Genomic DNA, 24,260 nt, shown 5'->3' with positions numbered 1-24,260 from the left:
ATGATTGAATTACAACATATTTGGAAACAATTTGGTTCTCGTATCATCTTTTCAGACTTGAGTCTTAATTTTCAAAGTGGTATGGTGTATGCATTGATAGGAGATAGTGGTTGTGGAAAAACCACTTTGCTGAATATGCTAGCAAAACTAGAGACTTTTGATAAAGGAGAAATAATTTATAAAGGAAAGTCTTTGACTTCACTAAAAAACAACGAATTCTATCGTAACGAACTAGGTTATCTCTTCCAGAACTTTGGACTATTAGAAAGTCAGACCATTCGAGAAAACCTTGAGCTGGGAATGATTGGTAAAAAAAAGAACAAGAAACAAGAAAAAGAGAGACTTCTTCTTCAAGCACTGCAAGCTGTAAGACTGGATTATCTATGTCTCAACCAAAAAATCTATGAATTATCTGGTGGTGAAGCTCAACGCGTGGCACTTGCCAAGATTATCCTAAAAAATCCTCCTTTAATTCTAGCTGATGAACCAACCGCCTCACTAGATCCTAAAAATTCCAAGGAAATTATGGAAATTCTCCTTGAACTTCGTAATGCTAATAGAACAATTATCATCGCAACTCACAATCCTAGTATTTGGAAAATGGCTGATCAAGTAATTCGGCTTTCTAAAGACGAAACAGATTATAATTAAATACCAAAATCCCTTGTAGCTAAATAGCCACAAGGGATTTTCATCATTTATGCTACTTCTTTTAAGTAACATAGTGCAAATAATAAATATTTCCTGTTAAACCTCACCAAAACCAACCTTCATTGTCGTCAATGGCTTGGGCTTCCTTGCGTTTGCGTGGGCCTGTTCCATACATTTCTGCTTCGATTTCTTCCTTAGTCGGCATGACAGAAGCTAGGATGATATAGATAATCACGCCAAGGCCAAAGTTTGCGACTGTAAAAATGGCAAACAGGAAACGAACAAGGGTAACATCAAAGTTCCACTTATCTGACAGACCTGCCAGAACTCCTGAAATCATGCGATTTCGTCTCATTTTATAAAATTTACTGTTCATGATTTTTCCTCTTTCTGCTAGGTTAGACATAGTATATCACGGGTAGGCTCGGCTTTCATCAGTCCTCAGGCTGATTTATTAGTAGCAATTTACCTCGACAAAGTCCACAGCGATAGCGTTTGGTATCAATCCTACGCTTGCGATGATACCTTTGCTGGCAGGATTGACAACGATAAAGTTTGAGTGGTTTAGAGTGGCTATTTGTCAAGGAGGGCACAAAGCGTAATCCATCCACTGCTTTCAACAGTTCCTTAAAATCCCGATCCTTGTGTTGATATCCCTTCCCTTGAAAATAGAGGTGATAATGACAGAGTTCATGGCGGACAATTTTCCTAAAAACATCCAGACCGAGTTCCTGATAAACCTTAGGGTTAAAATCTAAATGCCCATCTTTGGGGAAAAATCGCCCACCTGTCGAACGTAGACGCCTATTCCACTGAACATGATGGATAAAAGGTTTGCCGAAGTCTTCTAGTGAAACCTGCTTAACGTAATCAGTCAGTTTCATTTGGAGCGAGGAGCGACAGATTGACTTTTTCACGTTCAGTATCGATTTTCTTAACCCAAACCGTTACCAAATCTCCGACTGACACTACTTGGCTAGGATGTTTGATAAATTTGCGACTCATATGGGAAATGTGAATCAAGCCGTCTTCGTGAATTCCAATGTCAACGAAGGCACCAAAGTCAACTACATTACGCACCACACCCTCTAGCTTCTGGCCTACCACTAAATCTTTGATATCTAGGACATCTTGGCGAAGCACAGGTGCATCAAAGGAATCACGGAAATCTCGACCTGGTTTGAGAAGGTCTGCAATGATATCTTTAAGAGTTTCTGGTCCAAGGTCTAGCTCTTGCGCCATTTCCTTGACTGAAAGCGACTTGAGTTTGCCTTGGGCTTCTTCGTTTAGGTCTTTAATATCTAAACGTTTGAAGAGTTCCTTAACGGCAACGTAATTTTCTGGGTGAACTCCTGTATTATCAAGGATGTTGCTACTTTCAGGGATACGAAGGAAACCAGCTGCCTGTTCAAAAGCCTTAGCACCCAGACGAGGAACTTTCTTGATTTGGGCGCGTGAAGTGATTTTTCCCTCTTCCTCACGGTATTTGACGATATTTTCAGAAATGGTTTTATTGAGTCCAGCTACGTGTGAAAGAAGAGCAGGGCTGGCCGTATTAATATTAACACCGACTTGGTTCACCACGGTATCCACGACAAAATCCAGACTTTCAGACAATTTCTTCTGGCTGACATCGTGTTGGTATTGACCGACACCAATTGACTTAGGATCGATTTTGACCAATTCCGCAAGGGGATCTTGCAAACGACGGGCGATAGAAATGGCAGAGCGTTTTTCAACGGTCAAGTCTGGAAACTCCTGACGAGCAAGTTCGCTAGCAGAATAGACAGAAGCACCACTTTCATTTACAATGACATAACTAACCTCAGGAAAATCTTTAAGAACTTCCGCCACAAAAGCTTCACTTTCACGACTGGCCGTTCCATTACCGATGGCAATAATTTCCACGCCGTATTGACCAATCAAATCTGCCAAATCTTTCTTGGCTTCTTCGATTTGACGAGCTGATGCTGGTTTGACAGGATAAATAACCTGAGTTGTCAGCATTTTTCCTGTTGCATCAACGACAGCTAGCTTGGCACCTGTACGAAAGGCAGGGTCAAATCCCAGAACCACGCGCCCTTTCAGTGGAGCAACCAATAGGAGATTGCGCAAATTGTCAGAAAAGAGTTGGATAGCTCCTTCTTCTGCTTTCTCGGTTAATTCTGTCCGAATACGGCGCTCGATAGCAGGCAAGACTTTTTTCTTAACGGATTGCTGAACCACTTCATCAATATAAGCATTTTTCACCTTGAAACGAGTAGCAAAGAAGGCAAGAATACGGTCCGTCGCATGTTCAAAACCGACCTTCAAGACACCTAGCTTCTCCCCACGATTGAGGGCCAAGGTACGATAACCCTGCATATTTCCAACTGTCTCTGAAAAATCATAATAAATCTGAAAAACCTGCTTTTCATCAAGACTTTCATCCTTGACTTGAGAAGTGAGTTTAGAGTGTCTCAGCACTTCCTGATAAGTCATAGCACGTAAATTGACATCCTCCGATAAGGCTTCGACCAAGATATCAACTGCACCACCCAAGGCCTCCTTACCAGTCGCAAATCCTTCACAGACGAACTTTTCAGCTTCCTTCTCTAAGCCAGCTACATTCTGCAAAATCAAGCGAGCAAGTGGGAATAGCCCAGCTTCACGAGCAATGGTTGCCTTGGTTCGACGTTTTTCCTTGTAGGGAAGATAGAGTTCTTCGACGTCTGCTAGTTTTTCGGCAGCTAAGATAGCTTCTTCCAATTCCTTGGTCAACTTGCCTTGTTCTTGAATCTTAGCCAAGACAGCTTCCTTACGATCATTGAGGTTAGTCAGGCTTTTATCCAAGTCGATAATAGCCTTAATTGCCACCTCATCCAGACTACCAGTCATATCCTTACGATAACGCGCTATAAAGGGAATAGTCGCCCCTTCAGCTGTCAAACTTAGAACAGTATCAATTTGCTTTAACGTCACTCCCAAATCTTGGGAGATTTTTTCATATTTTTTATCCATGAATCTATTATACCACAAGCTAATATTATTCAATTATCTCTTACAATTTTAAAACATAAGTTGGGAAATAAATTTACTTCATTTCAATATTCTATTTATTGAGAAGATTGCAATTTAATTCTAATAGTTGACAAAAGGATCAGTGATTAATTGTACTGTTTTTATTTTTTACAAAACGCTTTATAAAGCTATTTGTTGAAGTTAACGAATCAATTTTCAGAGCAAATAAAAAATCGCAAGCCTGAGCCTGCGGTGAGTGTAATCTATTTTGAAATTTTTAAACAAAAAAGGAGCATTTAAGCTCCCTCCTTTGAAATAACGGACACTTGGCTGGTCGGTGTACCCAGCATCTCAGATACCTTTTTCAAGGTGCGGCAGGAACCTTTCTGCCCTCAAATGTCTTTCGTTAATATTATTCTAGCACTATCTACTTTTTTTGTCAAGTTTTCTCAATCTACCAGACTTAATACGACTTTGTAACTTGAAATCTTGTAAGCGATACATGGTCGGAACATAAAAGAAATCTCCACTTTTATGTAACTTGATGGCAACAAGAACATTATCATCAAATCTTTTAACATATTCAAAACTAGCATCTTTCTCTCGTGGATTGATGCCGACGAAATCTGGGTTCCTTAATATGAGTTCCAGGTCTTCGATATGATGAATCACATCATTATGATGCCGTTTCAACATATGACTTCTTAAACCTTCTTTGTTAACTTTGATATCACTAGCTTCAAGAACAATATTAAAAATTTCTTTTATTTCGTCAGTAACCTGACCAATCTTTTTATGTTCCATCATTTCCTCCGTTATTCCGCAATTATTATATCACAATCATAGTGTATATTAGGATATATCACGCTCTATTATTCGTTAGATATTCAATTTTAACTTTTTCCTTTTCCTCAAAATAATAGTATAATAGAGGTAGAATTTAGAATCGAGGTACACCTATGGCTGTAAAATTTACAAAACGAGACGACTTGGACAAGATGTTTGAAGAGTTTGCTAAACTCCCTGATTTGAAACAAGTCACTTTCCCTGATGACAAAGAGAAGAAAGCCAAAGCAGAAAAGAAAAACTAGATGACTGCTTTCCAACAACTCCCTTCTAGTGTGCTTCAGACTGGGGCCATTTTTCTCTCCATTATCATTGAAGCCCTACCCTTCGTTCTGATAGGAAGTATTGTTTCAGGGCTGATTGAGGTTTATATCACACCTGACAAGGTTTATCATTTTCTCCCTCGAAATCGTTGGGGGAGAATCTTTTTTGGCACCTTCGTAGGGATTCTTTTCCCTTCTTGTGAATGTGGAATTGTCCCCATTATCAATCGTTTTCTGGAAAAAAAGGTCCCCAGTTACACGGCCGTTCCTTTTCTTGTGACAGCACCTGTTATCAATCCTATTGTTCTCTTTGCAACCTATTCTGCCTTTGGAAATTCCTTCCATGTCGCCTTGTTACGAGCTCTAGGTTCCATTGTAGTAGCTGTGATACTTGGGATTTTTCTAGGCTTTTTCTGGCAAGAACCGATTCAAAAAGAAAATCGGTTGGCTTGTCATGAGCATGATTTTTCTCACTTGAGTCCTGCAAAGAAAGTTTTTCAAGTCTTTGTGCAAGCCATTGATGAATTTTTTGATACGGGGCGTTATTTGGTATTTGGCTGTCTCTTTGCCTCTGTTATACAGGTCTATGTTCCGACACGGATTCTGACCTCTATCAGTGCGACCCCTCTTTTTGCCATCCTACTCTTGATGCTTTTGGCCTTTCTTCTCTCTCTCTGCAGTGAGGCGGATGCCTTTATCGGTGCTTCTCTTCTCTCGAGTTTCGGCTTAGCACCAGTTTTGGCCTTTCTCGTCATTGGCCCAATGCTGGATATTAAAAATATTCTCATGATGAAAAATTACTTAAAAGCACGATTTATCAGTCACTTCATAACGATTGTGACTCTTGTCGTCTTAGTGTATTCTCTCTTGATTGGAGTCATCCTATGATTCGATTTTTAGTTTTAGCTGGCTATTTTGAACTGACCATTTATCTCCATCTGTCGGGCAAATTAAACCAGTACATCAACATGCACTATTCCTATCTGGCCTATATTTCCATGGTACTTTCCTTTATTTTGGCAATTGTTCAACTGTATATCTGGATGAAGCAAGTCAAAACCCATAGTCATCTGAACAGCCGATTGGCGAAGGTGACGAGTATTGCTCTTCTGGCTATTCCTATTATCGTCGGCTTAACTTTTCCAACTGTTAGCTTGGATTCTCAGACCGTTTCTGCCAAAGGCTATCATTTCCCCTTATCAGAAGGCACGGATCAAGCCATTCAGACAAGTGAAGGGACGACAAGCCAATATTTGAAACCAGATACCAGTTCTTATTTTTCAAAATCAGCTTATGAAAAGGAAATGCGAACGGCGGCGGATAAATACTTGTCCCAAGATAGCATTTACATTACTAACGAAAACTATATGGAAGTCATGGAGGCTATCTACGACTATCCAGATGAGTTTGAAGGCAAGACAGTCCAGTTTACAGGCTTTGTCTATAACGACCCCAGTCATGCCAATAGCCAATTTCTGTTCCGCTTCGGCATTATTCACTGTATCGCAGATTCTGGTGTCTATGGTTTGTTGACCAAGGGAAATACCCGTCAATATGAAAATAATACTTGGATAACAGCCAAGGGAAAACTGGTCAATCACTACCATAAAGAACTCAAACAAAATCTCCCAACCTTGGAAATCGATAGCTTTACCAAAGTCGATAAACCAGAGAATCCCTATGTGTATCGCGTGTTTTAAAAAAGTAGCCTGGAAAGGGCTACTTTTTCTATTTAGAAATAAAAATCTAAAGTATGGATAATTTTATATAAAGCTCCGATTTCCTACTCTCCATCCTTCCAATTTCGAGCAATTTCTTCATCTTTCTGGAGTTGGTCTACCAGTTCTTCAACGGAGTCAAATTTGACCATATCACGGACACGGTCAAGCCAATAAACAGTCACTGACTCACCATAAATATCATCAGAAAAATCAAAAATATTGACCTCAAAACGTGCTTCTTCTCCATCAAAGGTAACATTTTTTCCTACACTAGCCATCCCACGATATTTCTGACGTTGTACTTCTATATCAACAACATAGACACCATCTGCTGGCATATAGGTTCTATCTCTCAAGACCAAATTAGCTGTAGGATAACCAATCGTCCGTCCTCTAGCATTACCATGGACAACCATTCCACGTGACGGTAGAGGAGTCCCAAGTAAATGACCAGCTTCTCTGACATCTCCATCAAGAATAGCCTGACGAATACGAGTAGAACTGATTTTACCCTTTTCATCCTCTACAGGAGGAACAATAATGATTTCACCATCAAAATAGTCCTTCAAGTCATCTGCAGTTTTCTTGTCAGAACCAAAAGTATAGTCAAATCCTGCTACGATAATAGCGGGTTTTAAGGCTTTAATATAAGTATCAAAAAACTCTTGGGCAGTCAAACTAGCAAATTTACTACTAAAATCAAGTAAAAATAGTTCTTCAACTCCATGCCACTTCAGCTTCTGCTCCCGTTCTTGATGATTAACAATGTGCAGCATAAGATCTGGATGGTAGGGCTGTAGAGCAAGTTTAGGTGATTCTGTAAAGGTCATCACAACTACAGGAAGATAATCCTTCATCGATGCCTTAGTAGCAACTTCAAAAAGTTTTTGATGGCCTTTGTGAACACCATCAAAATAGCCTAAAACAAGGACCGTTTTGTCCGGCACTGCGATATCTTTTTCATTTTTTATAGGTACTGTTGTAATCATGAAACTATTATATCATAGAGAAAGCCTTTTCGCTAAAAGGAAAGCCCAAATGTCGTTTTTTGCCCCTGAACTGACCTTAAAAAATCATTCAAGATGTTAATTTAAAAAAATAGCATCCCCTAAGAGATGCTATCGTTTGGTAACTAGTCTACTGTTTCTTCCAAATCTTTTAACTTCACCGAAACAATTTTTGAGACACCTGATTCTTGCATAGTCACTCCATAGATGGAATCAGCCGCTGCCATGGTTCCCTTACGGTGGGTTACGACGATAAACTGGCTGTCCTTGTCAAAGCGGTTGAGGTAATCCCCAAAACGTTTAACATTGGCTTCGTCAAGCGCAGCCTCTACCTCATCCAAGATGACAAACGGAATAGTCTTGACACGGATAATGGAGAAAAGCAAAGCAAGAGCCGATAGAGCTTTTTCACCACCACTCATGAGGTTGAGTGATTGGATTTTCTTACCTGGTGGTTGAACAGAAATCTCAACCCCAGCTGTCAGCAAGTCTCCCTTAGTCAAAATGAGGTCCGCCTGACCTCCACCAAACATCTGCTTGAAGGTCACTTTAAAGGACTCACGAATGGCCTCAAAGGTTGATTTAAAGCGTTCCTTAACCTCATCATTCATCTCTGTGATAGTCTCTAGGAGTAGATTTTTCGCTGATAAAATATCATCTCGCTGGCTATTTAGGAAATCCAGACGGTTGTGAACTTCTTCGTACTGGTCAATAGCTTCCAAGTTGACAGGACCCAGTGATCGAATAGCCTTCTCTAAATCTTTAACCTCTTGCTCTGCCAGATTGAGATTCTCCAACTCATGAGACTTTTCTAAAGCTTCTGTATAGCTAATCTGATACTGGTCTGTTAGCTGACTCTGTAGATAGCGCAAGCGCTCGCTGACCTTTTCTTTCTTGGCTTCAGCACGAGTTTGCTTACGAATCCACTCTTCATTCTGCTGGCGAGCCTGATCCAAATGACTAGCAATATCATCCAGTTGACCTTCAATATCATCCAACTCAAACTGCTTGCGAATCAAACCTTGTTGGAGATTTGTTTTCTGAATTTTGGCTTCATCAGCCTGTTGACTGAGCAAATCCGTATCAACTTTCTCAAGATTGTCAACTTTTTCTTGGAGAAGGCGCTGGATTTCCTCTTGCTCGATATTCAGATTATCCAATTCCTTGCCTAAACGTTCAATATCAGCAACTTCATAACGTTTTTGTCCTTGCAGTTCTGTCTTAAGCAGGCGAGCTTGCGCTACCTCTTCCTGCAAGTTTTGATAACGTTCTTGGATGGCGTTTTTGTTGGACTTAATCTCTTCAATCTCAGCTTCCAGATTTTTCTTGTCACTTGCGATTGTAGCAAGGTGCTCTTGGCATTTTTCCTTATCTGCTTGCCAATCTCCGTCAGAAAGACGATCTAATTCCTCTTCTTGGAGTTTCCAAAGAGTTTCTAGATCTTCAACTTGCTGACTGGTCTGCTGATAAGCGAGGGACAATCCTTGCTCCTGAATACGTGCCTGCTCTCCTTGAGATTTGATAGCTTCTAATTTTTCTGTCAATCTAGCCATCTCATCTTGCAAGGTCTTCAAAGATTCTTCTTCTGAACGAAGACTTGCTTCCTCTTCAGCAATTTCTTTTTGTAATTGCTCCAGTTCTGGCTTGATGAAAATACTGTTATTCTGGCGGTTGGCTCCACCTGCATAGGAACCACCTGTTCGCAATTCTGTCCCGTCCAAAGTCACCATACGGACCTGGTAACGAACCTGGCGAGCTGCTGCACGCGCATGCTCTACAGTATCAAAAATAGCCGTCGTAGCTAGCAAGTTCTTGAAAATAGCTTCCAGTCTAGTATCGAATGTCACCAGCTCATCAGCCATACCCAGAAATCCTGGACTTGTAGCAATAGCATCTTGGTTCTGACTAGAAATCGTACGCGCCTTAATCGTTGTCAAAGGAAGGAAGGTTGCACGACCGGCTCTGTTTCGTTTGAGAAAATCAATAGCTTTGGTTGCCGCATGTTCATCTTCTACGATGATATGCTGACTGCTGGCTCCAAGCGCAATCTCTAGGGCAGTTTGATAATGCACATCAAAAGTCAGATGTTCACTGACTGCACCAATAATTCCACCGAGGCGGTCTTTTTCTTGGAGAACACTCTTAACACCTGCATAAAAGTTACTATGATTTCTCAGGATATTTTCCAAACTTTGAGCTCTGGCCTGTTTGTTTTTGAGATTATCCAGACGGTCAAAGAGTTGACTTTGTTGAGCTTGATAGGAAGCTTTCTGCTCCTCTTGCTCCTTGGCAATAGCTTGGTAGTCAGCCAATAATTTCTGAACATGCTCCTTGGCAGTTTCAAGCTCATTCCTTTGCTGACTTGCCTTTTCTTTAGCTGTAGCCAGCTGTTCTTTCAGCTTTTCTAGTTGATCTGCTTGTTTTTGAGAAAGCTGACGACTATTTTCCAACTCATTCTCGATGCGAGTCAGTTGATTTGAGGCATCAGCTTCTTCTTGTAAAAGCGCCACAAAGCGTTCACGCAAAAGCTCAATCATCTGATCAGGATCATCTGAAAAAGCTAGCAATTCAGCATCTAAACGATTGAGTTTTTGATTATTTTGGACTAGATTTTCCTCTAAGAGTGCTAAAGAGCTTTCCTTATCAGATTTTTCTTTGCTGAGTGAATTTCTCTTATCCTCCAAAGCAGCCAAACGAGCTTGCGCTTCCTGTTGATTCAAGGCTACTTGCTCAGATTCTAGTTTAGATAGGGCTAATTTTCTCTCTAAGTCACTAATCAGACTGGTCAAATCCATCAAACTGCCTTGGTCTTTGGACATTTCAGCCTGTAAATCTTGGCGTTGCTTTTTAAGAGCTTGATTTTCTTCTTCTAATTTTTCACGCTTTTGGTAGTAGCTCGTCAAGAGTTCCTGAACCTGAGTCAACTCTTCTTCTGTCGAGTCTAGTTCAGCCTTATTTTCCTTGATTTGAGCAACCAGCACATCTAAATAAATAGCCTTGCGTTGACCTTCCAAGTCCAAAAACTTACGGGCATTCTCAGCTTGCTTCTCAAGAGGCTTGATTTGATTATCCAACTCGTAGATAATGTCTTCAAGACGATCCAGATTATCCTGAGTTTGTTGCAGTTTACTCTCTGTCTCTTTTCTACGAGTCTTGTATTTCAAAACCCCTGCAGCTTCTTCAAAAATAGCTCTGCGTTCTTCAGGCTTGGAATTAAAAATCTCCTCAACCTTCCCTTGGGAAATGATAGAGAAGGAATCTCGTCCCAATCCAGTATCTAAGAAGAGGTCATGAATATCACGCAGACGGACTTTCTTGCCGTCAATCTTGTATTCGCTATCTCCACTACGATAGATATGGCGTTCCACCCTAATTTCTTGGCCTGCATCCTTGATAAATCCATCATTATTATCCAGAGTCACAACTACAGAAGCATAATTGAGCGGTTTGCGACTTTCTGTTCCAGCAAAGATGACATCTGGCATCTTGCCACCACGGAGACTCTTGACACTAGACTCCCCCAAAGCCCAACGCAGACTTTCTGTAATATTGGACTTTCCAGATCCATTGGGTCCAACAACTGCCGTCACACCTTGGTCAAAGACGACCTTAGTCTTGTCAGCAAAAGACTTGAATCCCTGAATTTCGATTTCCTTTAAATACATGAATCCAGCCCTTTCTCAACGGCATTTTTGGCAGCTTCCTGCTCTGCTAATTTCTTAGAACGACCTTGACCTTGACCGATGCTCTTACCTTCAACCAGAACTTCTACATCAAAAACCTTATCATGGGCAGGACCCGTTTCAGAAATCACCTGATAACGAATAGCCACATCGCCATTGACCTGAAGTAACTCTTGGAGATGGGTTTTGTAGTCTGTAATCATCTCAAATTCGCCTGCTTCAACCTTAGGAATCATGACTTGATAGATAAATTCCTTAACCTTGGCCACATCCTTGTCCAAAAGGAGGGCACCAAGAAAGGCTTCAAAGGCATCACCAAGAATGGTATCACGATTGCGACCACCAGATTTTTCTTCCCCTTTACCCAACTTGATAAATTGATCAAACTGGCAATCACGCGCAAAACCAGCCAAACTTTCCTCGCGGACAATCATGGCACGGAGTTTAGACAAGTCACCCTCAGGCTTTTTAGGATATTTTTTATACAGATATTCTGAAATCAATAACTGTAGAACAGCGTCTCCTAAAAATTCCAAGCGTTCATTGTGTGAAATTTTTAAGAGGCGGTGCTCATTGGCATAACTCGTATGAGTAAAGGCAGTCTCCAGTAAATTTTTGTCTGTAAATTCGATTGCAAAATGGTTCTTTAGTACAGTTTGTAATTCTTTCATACCAACCTCTTTCTAACTGATAACAGTCCTTTTTATTATATCAAAAAAAGCCCCCTGAGTCACTTTAAAACGGGACTGGAAAACATTTGGGAATTCTTTAAAAAGAGATTTTCAGTTTTAAGGGCCAATTTAGGGCTGTGTAAAGAAAAAAGCCCTATTAAAGGCTTTCTTAGGATGTTTACATCCACCCTGAGGGAATCGAACCCCCATCTCAAGAACCGGAATCTTACGTGATATCCATTACACTAAGGGTGGAAACTTGTTTCATTATAACAAAAATTTGCTCTAATAACAAGTTTTTTTCTAGACAGATAGCCCGTCTTAGTGGGAAGCATCCCCATTCCAAATAGAGTTTTTCACGATAACATAATCAACGTGTTTAAGGTCAGCAACCTGACGTCCACCTGAATAGGAAATAGCGCTTTGAAGGTCTTGTTCCATTTCAGTTAAAGTGTCTTGCAGATGACCTTTAGCAGGAAGCAAGATACGTTTGCCTTCCACATTTTTGTAAGCACCTTTTTGATATTGTGAGGCTGAACCGTAATATTCTTTGAACTGTTCACCATCGACTTCAATCGTTTTCCCTGGACTTTCAATATGTCCTGCAAAGAGAGAACCAATCATGACCATGCTGGCACCGAAACGGATAGACTTGGCAATATCACCGTGAGTGCGAATCCCTCCATCAGCGATAATCGGTTTACGTGCAGCCTTAGCACACCAGCGTAGAGCAGCCAACTGCCAACCACCTGTACCGAACCCAGTCTTAACCTTGGTAATACAAACCTTACCTGGACCGATTCCGACCTTAGTAGCATCCGCACCAGCATTTTCCAATTCACGCACAGCTTCTGGTGTTCCCACATTTCCAGCAATGACAAAGGTATCTGGCAATTCTTTCTTGATGTGTTGAATCATAGAAATCACGCTATCCGCATGACCATGGGCAATATCAATCGTGATGTACTCAGGAGCATCAGCCTTGAGCTGGCTGACAAAATCATACTCATAATCCTTAACACCGACAGAGATAGAAGCAACGAGCCCTTGCTCGTGCATGCGTTTAATAAAAGGAATGCGTCCTGCCTCATCAAAACGGTGCATAATGTAAAAGTAACCACCTTTAGCCAGTTGCTCTGCTACATTTTCATCCAAAATTGTCTGCATATTAGCTGGCACAACAGGTAGTTTAAAGGTGTGATTTCCTAGAGTAACACTTGTATCTGCTTCTGCACGGCTTTTAATGACACATTTATTTGGAATCAATTGAATATCTTCGTAATCAAAAATTGGAAATTCATTTAACATCTCGATGTCTCGTTTCTTTTGTAATGACCTACCTATGCTCTCGCATCCCTACGTCTTTTCCGACGTTTCCTTAATTTATTATAAACAAAAGTACAGTTTTTGTCAAATATTTTTATAAATCAAAAAACATTGTTCGTATTTTACTTTTTTAAAAACAAAAGAAAGAGGAGAGATTATTTTCTCCCCAATTCTTTAGTAATATTCCTTTTAAAAGTTTCTTCAGAGTTTTCCATCATTTCACAAAATTCACGATAAGATGAAGACTTCTGAGGGATTTGGATAGACCATTTCTTCAACAAAGCTCCATAACCTGCTAGCTTTCCTATCTCATTATCAACAACCTTGTCCTTGCTCGGAAAAACAAGACCAGCCTTCTCAGCTTTCAAAATATAAGAATAGGAAATCAGCTGGAATAAGTCCTCACGGTTGATCCCTTTTTCAGTGAACTCTAGTTTTTTATATTTAGCATCTAAAACGATTTTTAACTCTTGATTATAAAAATCTGGATATACTTTCCGTTTCCCAACAGAAAATACCGAAATACCACCTAGTTTTTCTTTATTACGTGGATGGATGAAATCTTTTGGTAACAAAGTATGAACATACTCTTCCCAAAGCCAGGCAACATCAAAAAGAATACCATGAATTTTTTGATCTTGATATCCTAAACCGTGCTTTTCTTGGTTTAGAATCATCAGACAAAGTTCTTGTAACTTTCTGTACTCGTGAAAGTATGCATGACGTATCGGTTTAGATTGATTTACCCGAATAATCTTAGCACGATCAGCTAGTTTATAAGAAGGCGTTACACGCACGATTTCAGATACGTTTTCACGACTAGTTGAGAGATTATCTAGCACCCCTTGGCCAATGCTTTTCTGGTTCTTAATGTATTCAATAGTGTGACGAACCAACTGCATAAGGGGATTATCATAGGTGAACTCTCTCGTTGTGTAGGCAATATTTCCCGTGAAAGGAAGATTTTTCTTGAGATGGTTTCTTACATCAATCACTCCCTTAACATGACTGTCATTATGAGAAAATCTCTGGTATTCCTTATAAAGACCTTTTCGGAGAGCAGCTTGTAGATACTTAGGGAAGAGATACATCAAAAGTTGATAAAGTCTCTCTTCACGAGACAAAGCAACATCTAAACTAGTGAGATTGATATGAAGAACCTTGTGTAAGAGATAATGCAAAAAATGGTCATTACTCTCATCAGAAAAGCGAGAGGAAATCGTTAATCTTTCCTGACCACACCCCAGAAAACCAATCACATTTCCAGTCTTGATTTTCTGATTAACTGTTTCAAAGATTTTTTGGTCCTTTTCTAAGTCAGAAGAATTCATCAAATCATTTGGAAAAATGAAAATACGTTCATCTTGGGATAGACTTTCCAAGGTTCTATCTAAAAGAAGATTGCTTAGTTTAGGATATCCTTCAACAAATTCTTCTTTAACAATCTTGTGTTGATTATCAGTGATCCGCATCATCGTTTTCATCGCCTTCATTGTCATCAGCTACTGCCTGATCTTTTTGCCCATTCTTTGTCAGATCAAATGCCTTCTTCAATGTTTCAAGAATTTCAGCTTCTTCATAAGAACCACGTAAATAATCTTCCAAAAGCGGTTTGAGATAATCAGACCAGAGTAATTCATAGTCAAAATCTACATCCTTCAAGTTAAGGAAATAACTTGGCCCGATATGGTAATGACTGTTTAATTCCTGAACGTTTTCAATAGCAGCATTCAAGCTTCTTAGACGTTTTTTCGCTTCTTCAGCTTTATCACCAAGAGCAGTATCGAGCATACCTAATTGGCTTTCAGCAGTAACTTCAACAAAGCGGAAGCGACGGCGCATAGCAAAATCAAAGGTGTCCACTGAGCGGTCAATATCATTCATGGTACCTATAATATAGACATTCTCAGGAATATAAAACTTGTCATCACTTTCGTGTAGATTGGCATATTGGGTAGATACACTTCCCTTTTCACCACGATAGCCAGGGTCAATAGAGAAAAAGAGTTCTCCAAAAATCTTAGAAATCTCACCACGATTGATTTCATCGATGATGAAGACGAATTTTTGATCTGTATCAATCGTTGGAGACACATAATCACATAAGCCATAACTTTCTTTCATGTGATCTAAAACGATTTTTTGATAAGTTTCGTACTTTAACTTAGTCTCCTCACCCTTGTACAAAAGATACACTTTTTCTTTGGTAGCAACAGGAGAATCAAACTTCACATTCCCTTGACTATTTAAACTGGCTGGAACCGAACTACGAGGGAAGAAGTATTGTCCTTGCTTTTCATTGATAGCATCCGTTAGCTTAGCCCACGTTTCTTCAAAATTATCTTGTCCTCCAGTTTTCTGAGCTTCTTTTGCTTTCTGACAGAACTTCTTAAAAATACCGTCTTGAGGCTTAAATCCAATAGATCCATCCACATTTGATACCGGTCTCAAACCCTCTACAAAATCCGTATAATCATAAGATGGATGAAACTGTACAAAGCCGATTTGCTCCTCATGACCTTCCGTTAATTCTTTAGCAATTTCTTTAGCAAGATAAGTTTTTCCCGTCCCCGGTGCACCACGGAGGATGAGGTTTTTGGATTTTCTTAATTTATCTAAATAATCGTTAATATTTTTATTCATAACAACCTTCTCTATATTTTTTCTGTATGTACCATTTAGAATAGATTTATACAAATTGATACGTTCTGAATTTCTATCCCAATACACTGTATGTCTGTTTGTGTTATTACCCATGTTCCATTCACCAATTTTCAACCATTCTACACCAATAGAATGGTTGAACTTTTCTTTTGATGATTCATAATAGTAGGATTTAATTACTTTTCCGATTCCATAAAATTTTGATATTCCTTTCTTAGCTATCACAATATCGCCAACTTTAATTTTATGTGCAAATTGCCATATAAACTTCTTTTGTTTATCCCCAGCAGGAAGCTCCCGATAATTGTTATATTTAAATAAATCTGAAATATTATAATTTGAAAAATCAATAGAAAGTTTATTATTTTTTATAAAATCATCCCATATACTTTTATGCGTAGGAATCGCAATTAACCAAAAGTTCACTATATTTTCCATAAAATTTTTCCATTTCAAAACACAATATTTATTGATAATTCATTTGACTTTTGCTAAATTATCTTCTAACCACAGTCCAATCCTAGAATATCATATCTATTAAAAAAAGAAAAGAATTTCCAAACAAAAAGCCTAGTGTAGAGTGGGGTATTCCCTCATAACACTAGACTTCTTTTTTATCTTAATAATACTCACCCTGACGATAGTCCCATGAGTTAAAGGTGTCTGACAGGTGCATCATAATCTTATCAATGTCAAGCCCTTTGCGGATTACAACTGGAGCTGGTGAAGTTGAACGTGCTCCTCCTTGTTCTGGGATGAGTTTACCGTATTTATCAACCATAGAGACCATCACACCTTGCTCGTAGCGAGTTTCAATCGTTTTGTCAGGCTGGATAGATGCCACATAGTCGTCTGCCTCGATAACAAGGTCAACTGCCCTTTCGATGCGTTCTCCGATACCTTCTACTTTACCACGGTTTCCTTTTCCAGATGGGTTTGCAGATGAGGCATAGACCATCTTGCCTTCTTCCCAAAGTTTGGCAGCCAATTGTTCACCAGCTTTCCCAAACTTGATAACGAAACAGCTAGTACCACGCACATCAGTCATCAGCTCTTCACGGCCATCCCCATAAGCTTTCAATTTCTCAAAGGCTTCTGGTTTCCAAGGAAGGATACAACCAAGAAGAATATCTTCGTCCCAATGTTTTTGGTAGAAGGCTTCAATTTCTGGGTTGAGTTGTGCTAAAGCGCGAAGCTCATCCATGCTACCACAGAGAACAACACCTGGTTTGTTACGGTTACGCTCTTTGGCTTCAAACTTGCGTTCAAGTCCTGCCTTATCGCTAGTCATGATGATATAACCGACTTTTGTAGGGCAAACAATGCACCCTCCCTCACCTTTTAAAATGTCATAGCCTTCTTGTGAAAGTGTTCCGTTCCATTGAATGTGTTTTGTCATAGTTCTATTTCCTTTTCTATTTTTCTTCTAATCCTGCCAGTAGGCTGGTCGTTGTTTTTCATAAGCAGCAATCAAATCTTCATACTGCAAGGTAATTCCGATATCATCCAAACCATTTAAGAGTTTGTGTTTCCATTCACTATCGATTTCAAAAGTGAATTCTCCAACTGGTGAGATGATTTTTTGTTGTTCCAAGTCCACAGTTACCTGGTCACTTGGTTGTAGCTGAGCTAGTTTCTCTCGAACCTCTCTGGGCTGTACAATAGGCAACATGCCATTATTGAGTTCATTATTGTAATGAATATCCCCAAAAGACCCTGCAATCACGACCTTGAAACCATAGTCCGCTAGAGCCCAAGCTGCGTGTTCCCTCGAAGACCCCGCCCCAAAGTTATCCCCTGAAATGAGAATACTGGCTTTGCGATATTCAGGCCGGTTAAAGACAAAGTCAGGATCCTCAGTATACTTGTCGTCCAGATAACGCCAAGCATACATGAGGTACTTACCAAAGCCTTTCTTATCTATTAACTTGAGAAACTGCTTGGGAAGGATTTGGTCAGTATCAATGTTATCATTCATAAGAGGAACGGTCGTTCCTGTATAAACTGTGAATTTCTCCATATCCTCTCCTTACTGGGCTTCTGGCATTTGCCGAACATCTACGAATCGCCCTGCAATAGCTGCCGCTGCTGCCATGGCTGGACTGCAGAGATGGGTCTTAGCACCAAAGCCTTGTCTGTCTTCAAAGTTGCGATTGCTGGTTGAGGCACAGTGAACACCATCTGGAACCTTGTCAGGATTCATCCCTAGGCACATAGAGCAACCTGGGTTTCTCCACTCAAAGCCAGCATCTAGGAAAACCTTGTCCAAGCCCAACTTCTCAGCAGCTCGTTTCACAGGACGAGAACCCGGGACTACGATAGCCGTTAAGTTGGGGGCTATTCTCTTCCCTTTGACAAATCGCGCAGCCAGTTGCAAGTCGCTGAGACGAGCATTTGTACAAGAGCCGATAAAGATATATCCTAGTTCAATATCCGCTGGCTTTTGACCTGGTTCCAAACCCATATAATTGTAGGCTCGTTCATCATTCATATCTTTGATTTCTGGGAAGCTACTGTCAAAGTCAACCCCCATAGCAGGGTTGGTTCCCCAGGTCACCATAGGAGCCAAGTCTGAAACATCCATCTGGATAACCTTATCATAAACAGCATCATCATCACTGACAATTGTTTTCCAATCCGCCACAGCCTCTTCAAAGTCCTCTGGGACACACTCACGTCCCTTAAGATAATCATAGGTGGTTTGGTCCGGATTCATGATTCCCATCTTAGAACCAAACTCGATGGACATATTGCAGATGGTCATTCGCTCTTCCATGCTCAGTGCATCAATAGCCTGACCCCTATATTCCACCACGTAGCCTACACCGCAAGCAACGCCGTATTTAGCAATCAAGGCGAGAATAAAATCCTTGGAATAAACTCCTTTTTGAGGAACTCCAGTGAATTCCACCAGCATTTTCTTAGGTTTAACCTGCCAGAGGGTCTGGGTAGCGAAGACATGCTCAACCTCACTGGTCCCAATTCCAAAAGCGATTGCTCCGAAAGCACCGTGAGTTGCTGTGTGACTATCTCCACAGACGATGAATTTTCCTGGTTGAGTCCGTCCAGTTTCTGGTCCAACCATGTGAACAATTCCTTGTTTTTCAGAACCGTGGGCCGCATGTTCAATCCCAAATTCCTCAACATTTTCAGCTAGCTTATCAATTTGTGCTTTAGAAATTACATCTCGAATATCGTAGATATTGACCGTCGGGACATTGTGGTCAAAAGTTCCAAATGTCAAGTCTGGTCGTCTCAATCTACGCCCTGCATCTCGTAATCCTTGAAAAGCCTGAGGACTGGTCACTTCATGAATATAGTGCTGATCCACATACATGAGTTGCGGCTGCCCCTCTTCTCCTGTGATGACATGGCGGTCCCATAATTTATCAAAAATCGATTTTCCTGCCATCCATTACCTCCAAATAACATATAAGGCTACTAGTGTGAATACCATCCCGAGAAACCAAACTGTTTTAAAATACCATTTTCGAGTCTTGTGATGAAAGATGATTCCTGCTAACCAGGCCCCAAAACCGCCACAAGTAAAGGCTAAAATAAGTAAGATTTTCTCAGGAATGCGCCAAGCTCTTCTCCTCGCCTTGGATTTGTCAATACCATAAATCAAGAAAACAATGACATTCCAAATCAAAAGGACTAGAGTAATTTTTTCGTCTAACTTCATAACCTTGCAATAATAGCTTCCGTCATTTCCTTGGTCGAAGCCTGTCCTCCTATATCTCTCGTTAAAATTCCAGCTGCTAAACTTGCCTCAACAGCACGCTCGATACGCTCTGCATCCTCATAACGTCCGAAACTATCTCTCAACATCATGGCAACTGATAAAATCATGGAAATAGGATTGGCAATTCCTTGACCTGCAATATCAGGCGCTGAACCGTGAATAGGTTCATAAAGACTTGGTCCATTTTCAGAATGACTGGCTGATGGCATGACCCCAAGTGTACCAGATAGGACGCTTGATTCATCAGATAAAATATCTCCGAACAGATTTTCTGTCACGATGACATCAAACTTAGCAGGATTGGTAATCATGAGCATGGCAGCTGAGTCCACCAGCTGGTGCTCCAAGCTTACATCTGGGAAATCCTGCACGACTTCCTCAGCTACTTTCCGCCAGAGTTTTGAAGTCGCTAGAACATTTTGCTTATCGATACTAGTAACGATTTTTCTCCGACTTCTTGAGATTTCAAAGGCTTTGCGAATAATCCGCTCTACTTCTTCATAGCTGTAGTCGTTGATATCACGCGCTTTCCGCTCTTCAAGGATATGATCCCCAAAGTAAATCCCGCCTGTCAACTCCCGCACAACGACAAAATCTACACCAGCAATTCGTTCTGGTTTTAGTGGTGACAAATGCTTGAGACTCTCAAAAATCTTAACAGGGCGAATATTAGCATAGAGATTTAGTTCCTTACGGAGAGCCAGCAGGCCTTGTTCAGGCCGAACCGCTGCTCCATCATACTGAGGACTACCGATAGCTGCTAGGAGAATGGCATCTGCTTCACGACATACCTTGAGAGTTTCACCAGGTAAGGGATGCCCTGCAGCATCTATACCTGCACCTCCAAAAGGTCGTCTATCAATCTCATAGTCAAAACCTGTTTTTTCAGCTAGAGCTTCCAGAACTTCTAAACCAGCCTCCATGATTTCTGGGCCAATTCCGTCCCCTGCTAGAGCTACTATTTTCTTTGTCATAGCCTTCTCCTTTACACACTAGGCATATCACGATAGGAAACACTGCGTCCCATCTCACCAGCATTCTCTTTTTGAACAAAGGTATTAGCATTGATATAGGCAATAGCAGATGCTTTCAGTACATCGAAATCAAGCCCTGCTGCATTAAAGATGGTTTCTGTATCTCTATTTTCAACAGTGACCAAAACCCGAGCTTGGGCATCAATTCCATCTGTCACAGCGTCAATAGTATAGGATACCAAGCGGACGGATTGGTTAAAGAACTTATCGATAGCGTTAAAGATTGCTTCAACGGAACCTTGCCCCGTCGCATTAAATTCGACCTTCTCACCATCCATATTGGCTAGGCTAACGAGCGCTTCAATGTCATTATCTGCATGAGTTTGAAGTTGTAAATCATCAAAGTGGAATCCTTCAGGGTTTTCAACCATGGTTCCAGCTACCAGAGCACGAATATCTGCATCTGTGATTTCTTGCTTTTTATCAGCCAGCGCCTTGAACTTAGCAAAGAGTGGTTTGATATCCTCTTCTGTAAAATCTAGGGCCAATTCTCTCAGTTTCTCAACAAAAGCATGACGTCCAGATAATTTTCCAAGCGGAAGGCTATTACTCTTGACACCTACCAATTCAGGAGTGATGATTTCATAGGTAAGAGGATTTTTAAGGACTCCGTCTTGGTGAATACCAGATTCGTGAGAAAAGGCATTACCACCAACCACAGCCTTGTTTTTAGGAACTGGAATACCAGAGAAGCGAGAAACCATTTCTGACGTATTGATGGTTTCATTTAAAACAATACTAGTTTCTGCTTGATAGTAATCTTGGCGAATATTGAGAGCCACTGCTATTTCTTCCAAAGCAGCATTACCAGCTCTCTCCCCGATACCATTGATGGTTCCTTCGACCCGTCCTGCCCCATTCTTAACAGCAGCAAGGCTATTAGCCACTGCCATTCCGAGGTCATCATGACAGTGAGGCGAATAGATAATCTGACGATCTGTCTTGACATTCTCAATCAAGTATTTGAAGATAGCACCGTATTCCTCTGGTGTGGTAAATCCTACCGTATCAGGGATATTGATATAAGACGCACCTGCATCAACCGCTGTTTGAACAACTTGCAAGAGGAAATCCAACTCTGTTCTAGTCGCATCTTCTGGCGAGAATTCGACCACTTCAAACTTAGAACGGGCATAAGAGACATGCTCACTGATTGCTTTCAAAATCTCTTCCTTGCTCTTATTGAGCTTATACTTTCGGTGAATCGGACTGGTAGCGATAAAGACATGAACCTGTGGATACTTTGCGTCCTTGAGTGCCTCGTAACAAGCATCAATATCAGACTTGACAGAGCGTGCCAAACCAGTTACCGCTGTTTTCTTCAAGGCCTTAGCAATCTCCTGAACTGCCGTAAATGAGTCTGGACTAGCCGCTGGAAAACCAGCTTCAATTGCTGAAATACCCCATTTCTCCAGCTGTCTTGCAATGGCAATTTTTTCCTTGATTGAAAAATTAACACCAGGTGTCTGTTCTCCATCCCGAAGGCTGGTATCTAGAAATTCAACTGTTCTCATAAGATTTCCCCTTTTCCAAATGTGGTTTTAAAAAAACATCTCGCTCAGAAGTCCAAGCGAGATGTTGATTCACTCCCGCTTGGTAAGCCAAACAGGACTAATGCTTTTTGCACTAGCCCGAGTACCTCAACAACAAAGCGAATTGATTAAACTTAGCTGTTTTCATGTTTGACTTTCTCCTTCGTTTGATATCTTGTTTAGTATTTTAGCATAGGTAAAAGTACTTGTCAAGAAAAAATCCAATATTTTCTGAAAATTTCTTCAGTAGAGAATATTTTGCTAATTGAAAGTTCTTGAAAAATCTTGAAATATTTCATTTTTTAGTGGTTAAGTTCCAACTTTTTTCTATCAATTCTAACACTTCTTCATCCGATAAAGTATCATCAAGCGCCACACTAATCCAGTAACGTTTATTCATATGAAAAGCTGGATAAATGCCCTTGTGTGAAAGCAAATCAGCTACTTGGTCATGCTTGAGGTTGACTGCTTCCACCTGTCCTTCTCTGCCCTTTTCCAGCTTCTCCCAAGAGATTTTCATCAAAACGGAATACCACTTTTGATTGCCTTCATGACGTAATACTGCCGTATCAGGAGATTTCTCCCATAGATATTCCAACTGATTTCCATACTTTTCCTGAACCTGAACCATGATACGCTTAGTCTGAGGACAGATAAAATCTTGTGCATCAAAACAAGCCTTCCGAATTTGGTAAAGAATCTCCAAACAAGCCTCACGGACATTTCCGACAAAACTTCCTCTCATGCTTTCCATATGGACTTGAGGATAGAGGTCACCTGTTTCCTGATCAAAGACCTGAAAACTCACATTATCAGTAGTGATGGATACAGTCATGACAAAGTCACCTTGCAAAATCTGGCAACTATAGGTCCAAACTCCCCTATTTTCTACAAAACCATAAACATGAGCCTTTTCTTTATTAAATTGATAGGATTTAAAAATTTCAAACATAAGTGAAAACTGCTACCCTAAGCAGCAGTTCCTTTCTATTTTTTAAAAGACAACCTTGGTTCCATGCAATTGTGTCACACCTAGCTGATCGATAAAGGTTTGACGGTTGTCAAGGTCAATTCCCCCACCTGGTAGAATTTCAATTTTACCTTTAGCATGCTCTAAAATTCTGTGATAGTGAGAAAAGCGTTTCTCTAGCGAATCTCCAGACACACCAGCGCGAGTCAGGATACGAGTGACACCAGCTTGGCTGAGCCAGTCAATAGCTTCTAACTGGTCTTCTTCGCTCAATTCATCAAAGGCCATGTGAAAGACAATTTCCATTCCTTTTGATGCAGCTATTAACTTCTCAAGATTAGGCTTATCCAACTTCTTATCAGCAGTTAAAACCCCAAATACAACCCCTTGACTTCCAGCCTGAGCGGTCAACCGAATGTCTTCTAACATGATATCAATTTCTAGGTCATTATAGACAAAGTCGCCACCACGTGGACGAATCATGGTCATGATGGTCGTATCGTAGTTAGCTGCCAATTCAACCGCTGCCTTGGTCACTCCATAGCTGGGAGTTGTCCCACCAACTGCTAGATTGTCACAGAGTTCGATTCGACGAGCTCCAGCCTGCATCGCTTTTTCAAGCAAGGTCACATTTTCAGCACAAAATTCGTAGATCATTTGATTCTCCTTGATTATTACTTTGAATTTATTATATCATATTATTGTAAATATGCTTTCAATTTTATCAAGGCAAATAACTACTATTTTAACTATTCTTTGTCTGGAATGACCTTGAAGAGATAATAGGTGATAAAGATGGTCAAAGCTCCCAGACCGATTTTTACTGGTAAAAGAGGGGCAAAATAAATGGAAATTCCCATCAAGATGTAGATAGATACGATGATTTTTTTCTTTCGTTCACGCGCAATGGACTTGGTCTCGCGAAAATCAGCTACATATGCTTGATAGAGCTTGGTATGATAAAGCCAATCTTCGAAGCGCTTGGAACTTCTTGAGAAACAAGCAATAGACAACAAAAGAAAAGGCGTTGTAGGCAACAAGGGTAAAACAACCCCAACAATAGCCAAGACCAGTGATAAAAAACCAATTATCAGATAAATAATACGCATAACTTCTCCTAGTTAAAATAATCTTCTTCTAGTTTCGC

The 24,260-nt window shown here is 40.5% G+C and carries 23 protein-coding genes and 1 tRNA gene; 4 read left to right on the top strand and 20 right to left on the bottom strand.

Annotation, left to right across the window (positions count from 1 at the left end; translation table 11 throughout):
• The gene (locus LG372_RS01055) at positions 1-651 is read left to right on the top strand and encodes an ABC transporter ATP-binding protein (RefSeq protein WP_225741895.1); all 651 of its coding nucleotides are present in this window, start codon (positions 1-3) and stop codon (positions 649-651) included.
• A gap of 103 nt (positions 652-754) precedes the next feature.
• Here the strand turns inward: LG372_RS01055 and LG372_RS01050 are convergent, their stop codons facing one another.
• The 4 genes from LG372_RS01050 to LG372_RS01035 form a co-directional block, all read right to left on the bottom strand.
• Positions 755-1,027 (bottom strand): PspC domain-containing protein, encoded by a 273-nt coding sequence (locus LG372_RS01050; protein WP_001085048.1) that lies wholly within the window; start codon positions 1,025-1,027, stop codon positions 755-757.
• Between the two features lie 58 nt (positions 1,028-1,085).
• A complete protein-coding gene (locus tag LG372_RS01045) occupies positions 1,086-1,535 on the bottom strand; it encodes a SprT family protein (protein WP_033686984.1) in 450 nt (149 codons plus the stop codon).
• Entirely contained in the window at positions 1,522-3,651 is a 2,130-nt protein-coding gene (locus LG372_RS01040; protein WP_225741894.1) for a Tex family protein, read from the bottom strand. The genes LG372_RS01045 and LG372_RS01040 overlap by 14 nt, the downstream gene beginning before the upstream one ends.
• A 423-nt stretch (positions 3,652-4,074) precedes the next feature.
• Entirely contained in the window at positions 4,075-4,455 is a 381-nt protein-coding gene (locus LG372_RS01035; RefSeq protein ID WP_049551918.1) for a PBECR2 nuclease fold domain-containing protein, read from the bottom strand.
• Between the two features lie 155 nt (positions 4,456-4,610).
• On the opposite strand from LG372_RS01035, the gene LG372_RS09715 reads away from it, so the two are divergent.
• The 3 genes from LG372_RS09715 to LG372_RS01025 are packed head-to-tail and all read left to right on the top strand — an operon-like array spanning position 4,611 to position 6,460.
• The gene (locus LG372_RS09715) at positions 4,611-4,742 is read left to right on the top strand and encodes an SPJ_0845 family protein (RefSeq protein ID WP_000268685.1); all 132 of its coding nucleotides are present in this window, start codon (positions 4,611-4,613) and stop codon (positions 4,740-4,742) included.
• Complete coding sequence (locus LG372_RS01030) at positions 4,743-5,648, top strand: permease (RefSeq protein WP_049551917.1); 906 nt, start codon at positions 4,743-4,745, stop codon at positions 5,646-5,648.
• A complete protein-coding gene (locus LG372_RS01025; protein ID WP_049551916.1) occupies positions 5,645-6,460 on the top strand; it encodes a TIGR03943 family putative permease subunit in 816 nt (271 codons plus the stop codon). The genes LG372_RS01030 and LG372_RS01025 overlap by 4 nt, the downstream gene beginning before the upstream one ends.
• A gap of 83 nt (positions 6,461-6,543) precedes the next feature.
• On the opposite strand, the gene LG372_RS01020 is transcribed toward LG372_RS01025, so the two are convergent.
• The 16 genes from LG372_RS01020 to LG372_RS00945 form a co-directional block, all read right to left on the bottom strand.
• Positions 6,544-7,470, bottom strand: coding sequence for a bifunctional riboflavin kinase/FAD synthetase (locus LG372_RS01020; protein WP_049551915.1), 927 nt, complete (start codon positions 7,468-7,470; stop codon positions 6,544-6,546).
• 143 nt (positions 7,471-7,613) lie between these two features.
• Positions 7,614-11,153, bottom strand: a complete 3,540-nt coding sequence (smc, locus tag LG372_RS01015; RefSeq protein ID WP_225741893.1) for a chromosome segregation protein SMC — start codon at positions 11,151-11,153, stop codon at positions 7,614-7,616.
• Positions 11,144-11,842 (bottom strand): ribonuclease III, encoded by a 699-nt coding sequence (gene rnc / locus LG372_RS01010; RefSeq protein WP_000661503.1) that lies wholly within the window; start codon positions 11,840-11,842, stop codon positions 11,144-11,146. The genes smc and rnc overlap by 10 nt, the downstream gene beginning before the upstream one ends.
• A gap of 183 nt (positions 11,843-12,025) precedes the next feature.
• A tRNA-Arg gene (locus LG372_RS01005) sits at positions 12,026-12,097 on the bottom strand.
• A 66-nt stretch (positions 12,098-12,163) separates the two neighbouring features.
• Positions 12,164-13,150 carry a GMP reductase gene (locus LG372_RS01000; RefSeq protein WP_049551913.1) on the bottom strand — a complete coding sequence of 329 codons (987 nt, stop codon included), beginning with the start codon at positions 13,148-13,150 and terminating at the stop codon, positions 12,164-12,166.
• Between the two features lie 173 nt (positions 13,151-13,323).
• Positions 13,324-14,640 carry an McrC family protein gene (locus tag LG372_RS00995; protein ID WP_225741994.1) on the bottom strand — a complete coding sequence of 439 codons (1,317 nt, stop codon included), beginning with the start codon at positions 14,638-14,640 and terminating at the stop codon, positions 13,324-13,326.
• Positions 14,627-16,270 (bottom strand): AAA family ATPase, encoded by a 1,644-nt coding sequence (locus LG372_RS00990; protein ID WP_225741892.1) that lies wholly within the window; start codon positions 16,268-16,270, stop codon positions 14,627-14,629. Before LG372_RS00990 ends, LG372_RS00995 begins: the two co-directional genes overlap by 14 nt.
• A gap of 181 nt (positions 16,271-16,451) precedes the next feature.
• On the bottom strand, positions 16,452-17,231 hold the full coding sequence (locus tag LG372_RS00985) for an L-threonylcarbamoyladenylate synthase (protein ID WP_084887036.1): 780 nt from the start codon (positions 17,229-17,231) through the stop codon (positions 16,452-16,454).
• Between the two features lie 27 nt (positions 17,232-17,258).
• The gene (gene leuD / locus LG372_RS00980; RefSeq protein ID WP_000410625.1) at positions 17,259-17,852 is read right to left on the bottom strand and encodes a 3-isopropylmalate dehydratase small subunit; all 594 of its coding nucleotides are present in this window, start codon (positions 17,850-17,852) and stop codon (positions 17,259-17,261) included.
• A 9-nt stretch (positions 17,853-17,861) separates the two neighbouring features.
• Complete coding sequence (leuC, locus tag LG372_RS00975; RefSeq protein ID WP_225741891.1) at positions 17,862-19,244, bottom strand: 3-isopropylmalate dehydratase large subunit; 1,383 nt, start codon at positions 19,242-19,244, stop codon at positions 17,862-17,864.
• 3 nt (positions 19,245-19,247) lie between these two features.
• The gene (locus LG372_RS00970) at positions 19,248-19,517 is read right to left on the bottom strand and encodes a DUF1294 domain-containing protein (RefSeq protein ID WP_225741890.1); all 270 of its coding nucleotides are present in this window, start codon (positions 19,515-19,517) and stop codon (positions 19,248-19,250) included.
• On the bottom strand, positions 19,514-20,551 hold the full coding sequence (gene leuB / locus LG372_RS00965) for a 3-isopropylmalate dehydrogenase (RefSeq protein WP_225741889.1): 1,038 nt from the start codon (positions 20,549-20,551) through the stop codon (positions 19,514-19,516). The genes LG372_RS00970 and leuB overlap by 4 nt, the downstream gene beginning before the upstream one ends.
• Before the next feature lie 11 nt (positions 20,552-20,562).
• Positions 20,563-22,125 carry a 2-isopropylmalate synthase gene (locus LG372_RS00960; protein WP_225741888.1) on the bottom strand — a complete coding sequence of 521 codons (1,563 nt, stop codon included), beginning with the start codon at positions 22,123-22,125 and terminating at the stop codon, positions 20,563-20,565.
• A 313-nt stretch (positions 22,126-22,438) separates the two neighbouring features.
• Positions 22,439-23,095, bottom strand: coding sequence for an MmcQ/YjbR family DNA-binding protein (locus tag LG372_RS00955; RefSeq protein WP_225741887.1), 657 nt, complete (start codon positions 23,093-23,095; stop codon positions 22,439-22,441).
• A gap of 42 nt (positions 23,096-23,137) precedes the next feature.
• Positions 23,138-23,770 (bottom strand): copper homeostasis protein CutC, encoded by a 633-nt coding sequence (locus LG372_RS00950; protein ID WP_225741886.1) that lies wholly within the window; start codon positions 23,768-23,770, stop codon positions 23,138-23,140.
• 92 nt (positions 23,771-23,862) lie between these two features.
• On the bottom strand, positions 23,863-24,222 hold the full coding sequence (locus tag LG372_RS00945) for a YbaN family protein (protein ID WP_042751275.1): 360 nt from the start codon (positions 24,220-24,222) through the stop codon (positions 23,863-23,865).
• Positions 24,223-24,260 lie beyond the last annotated feature (38 nt).

It is taken from the genome of Streptococcus sp. Marseille-Q5112, from assembly GCF_916700555.1.
Lineage (GTDB): Bacteria > Bacillota > Bacilli > Lactobacillales > Streptococcaceae > Streptococcus > Streptococcus symci.
This window is presented reverse-complemented; position numbering and strand designations above follow the sequence as displayed.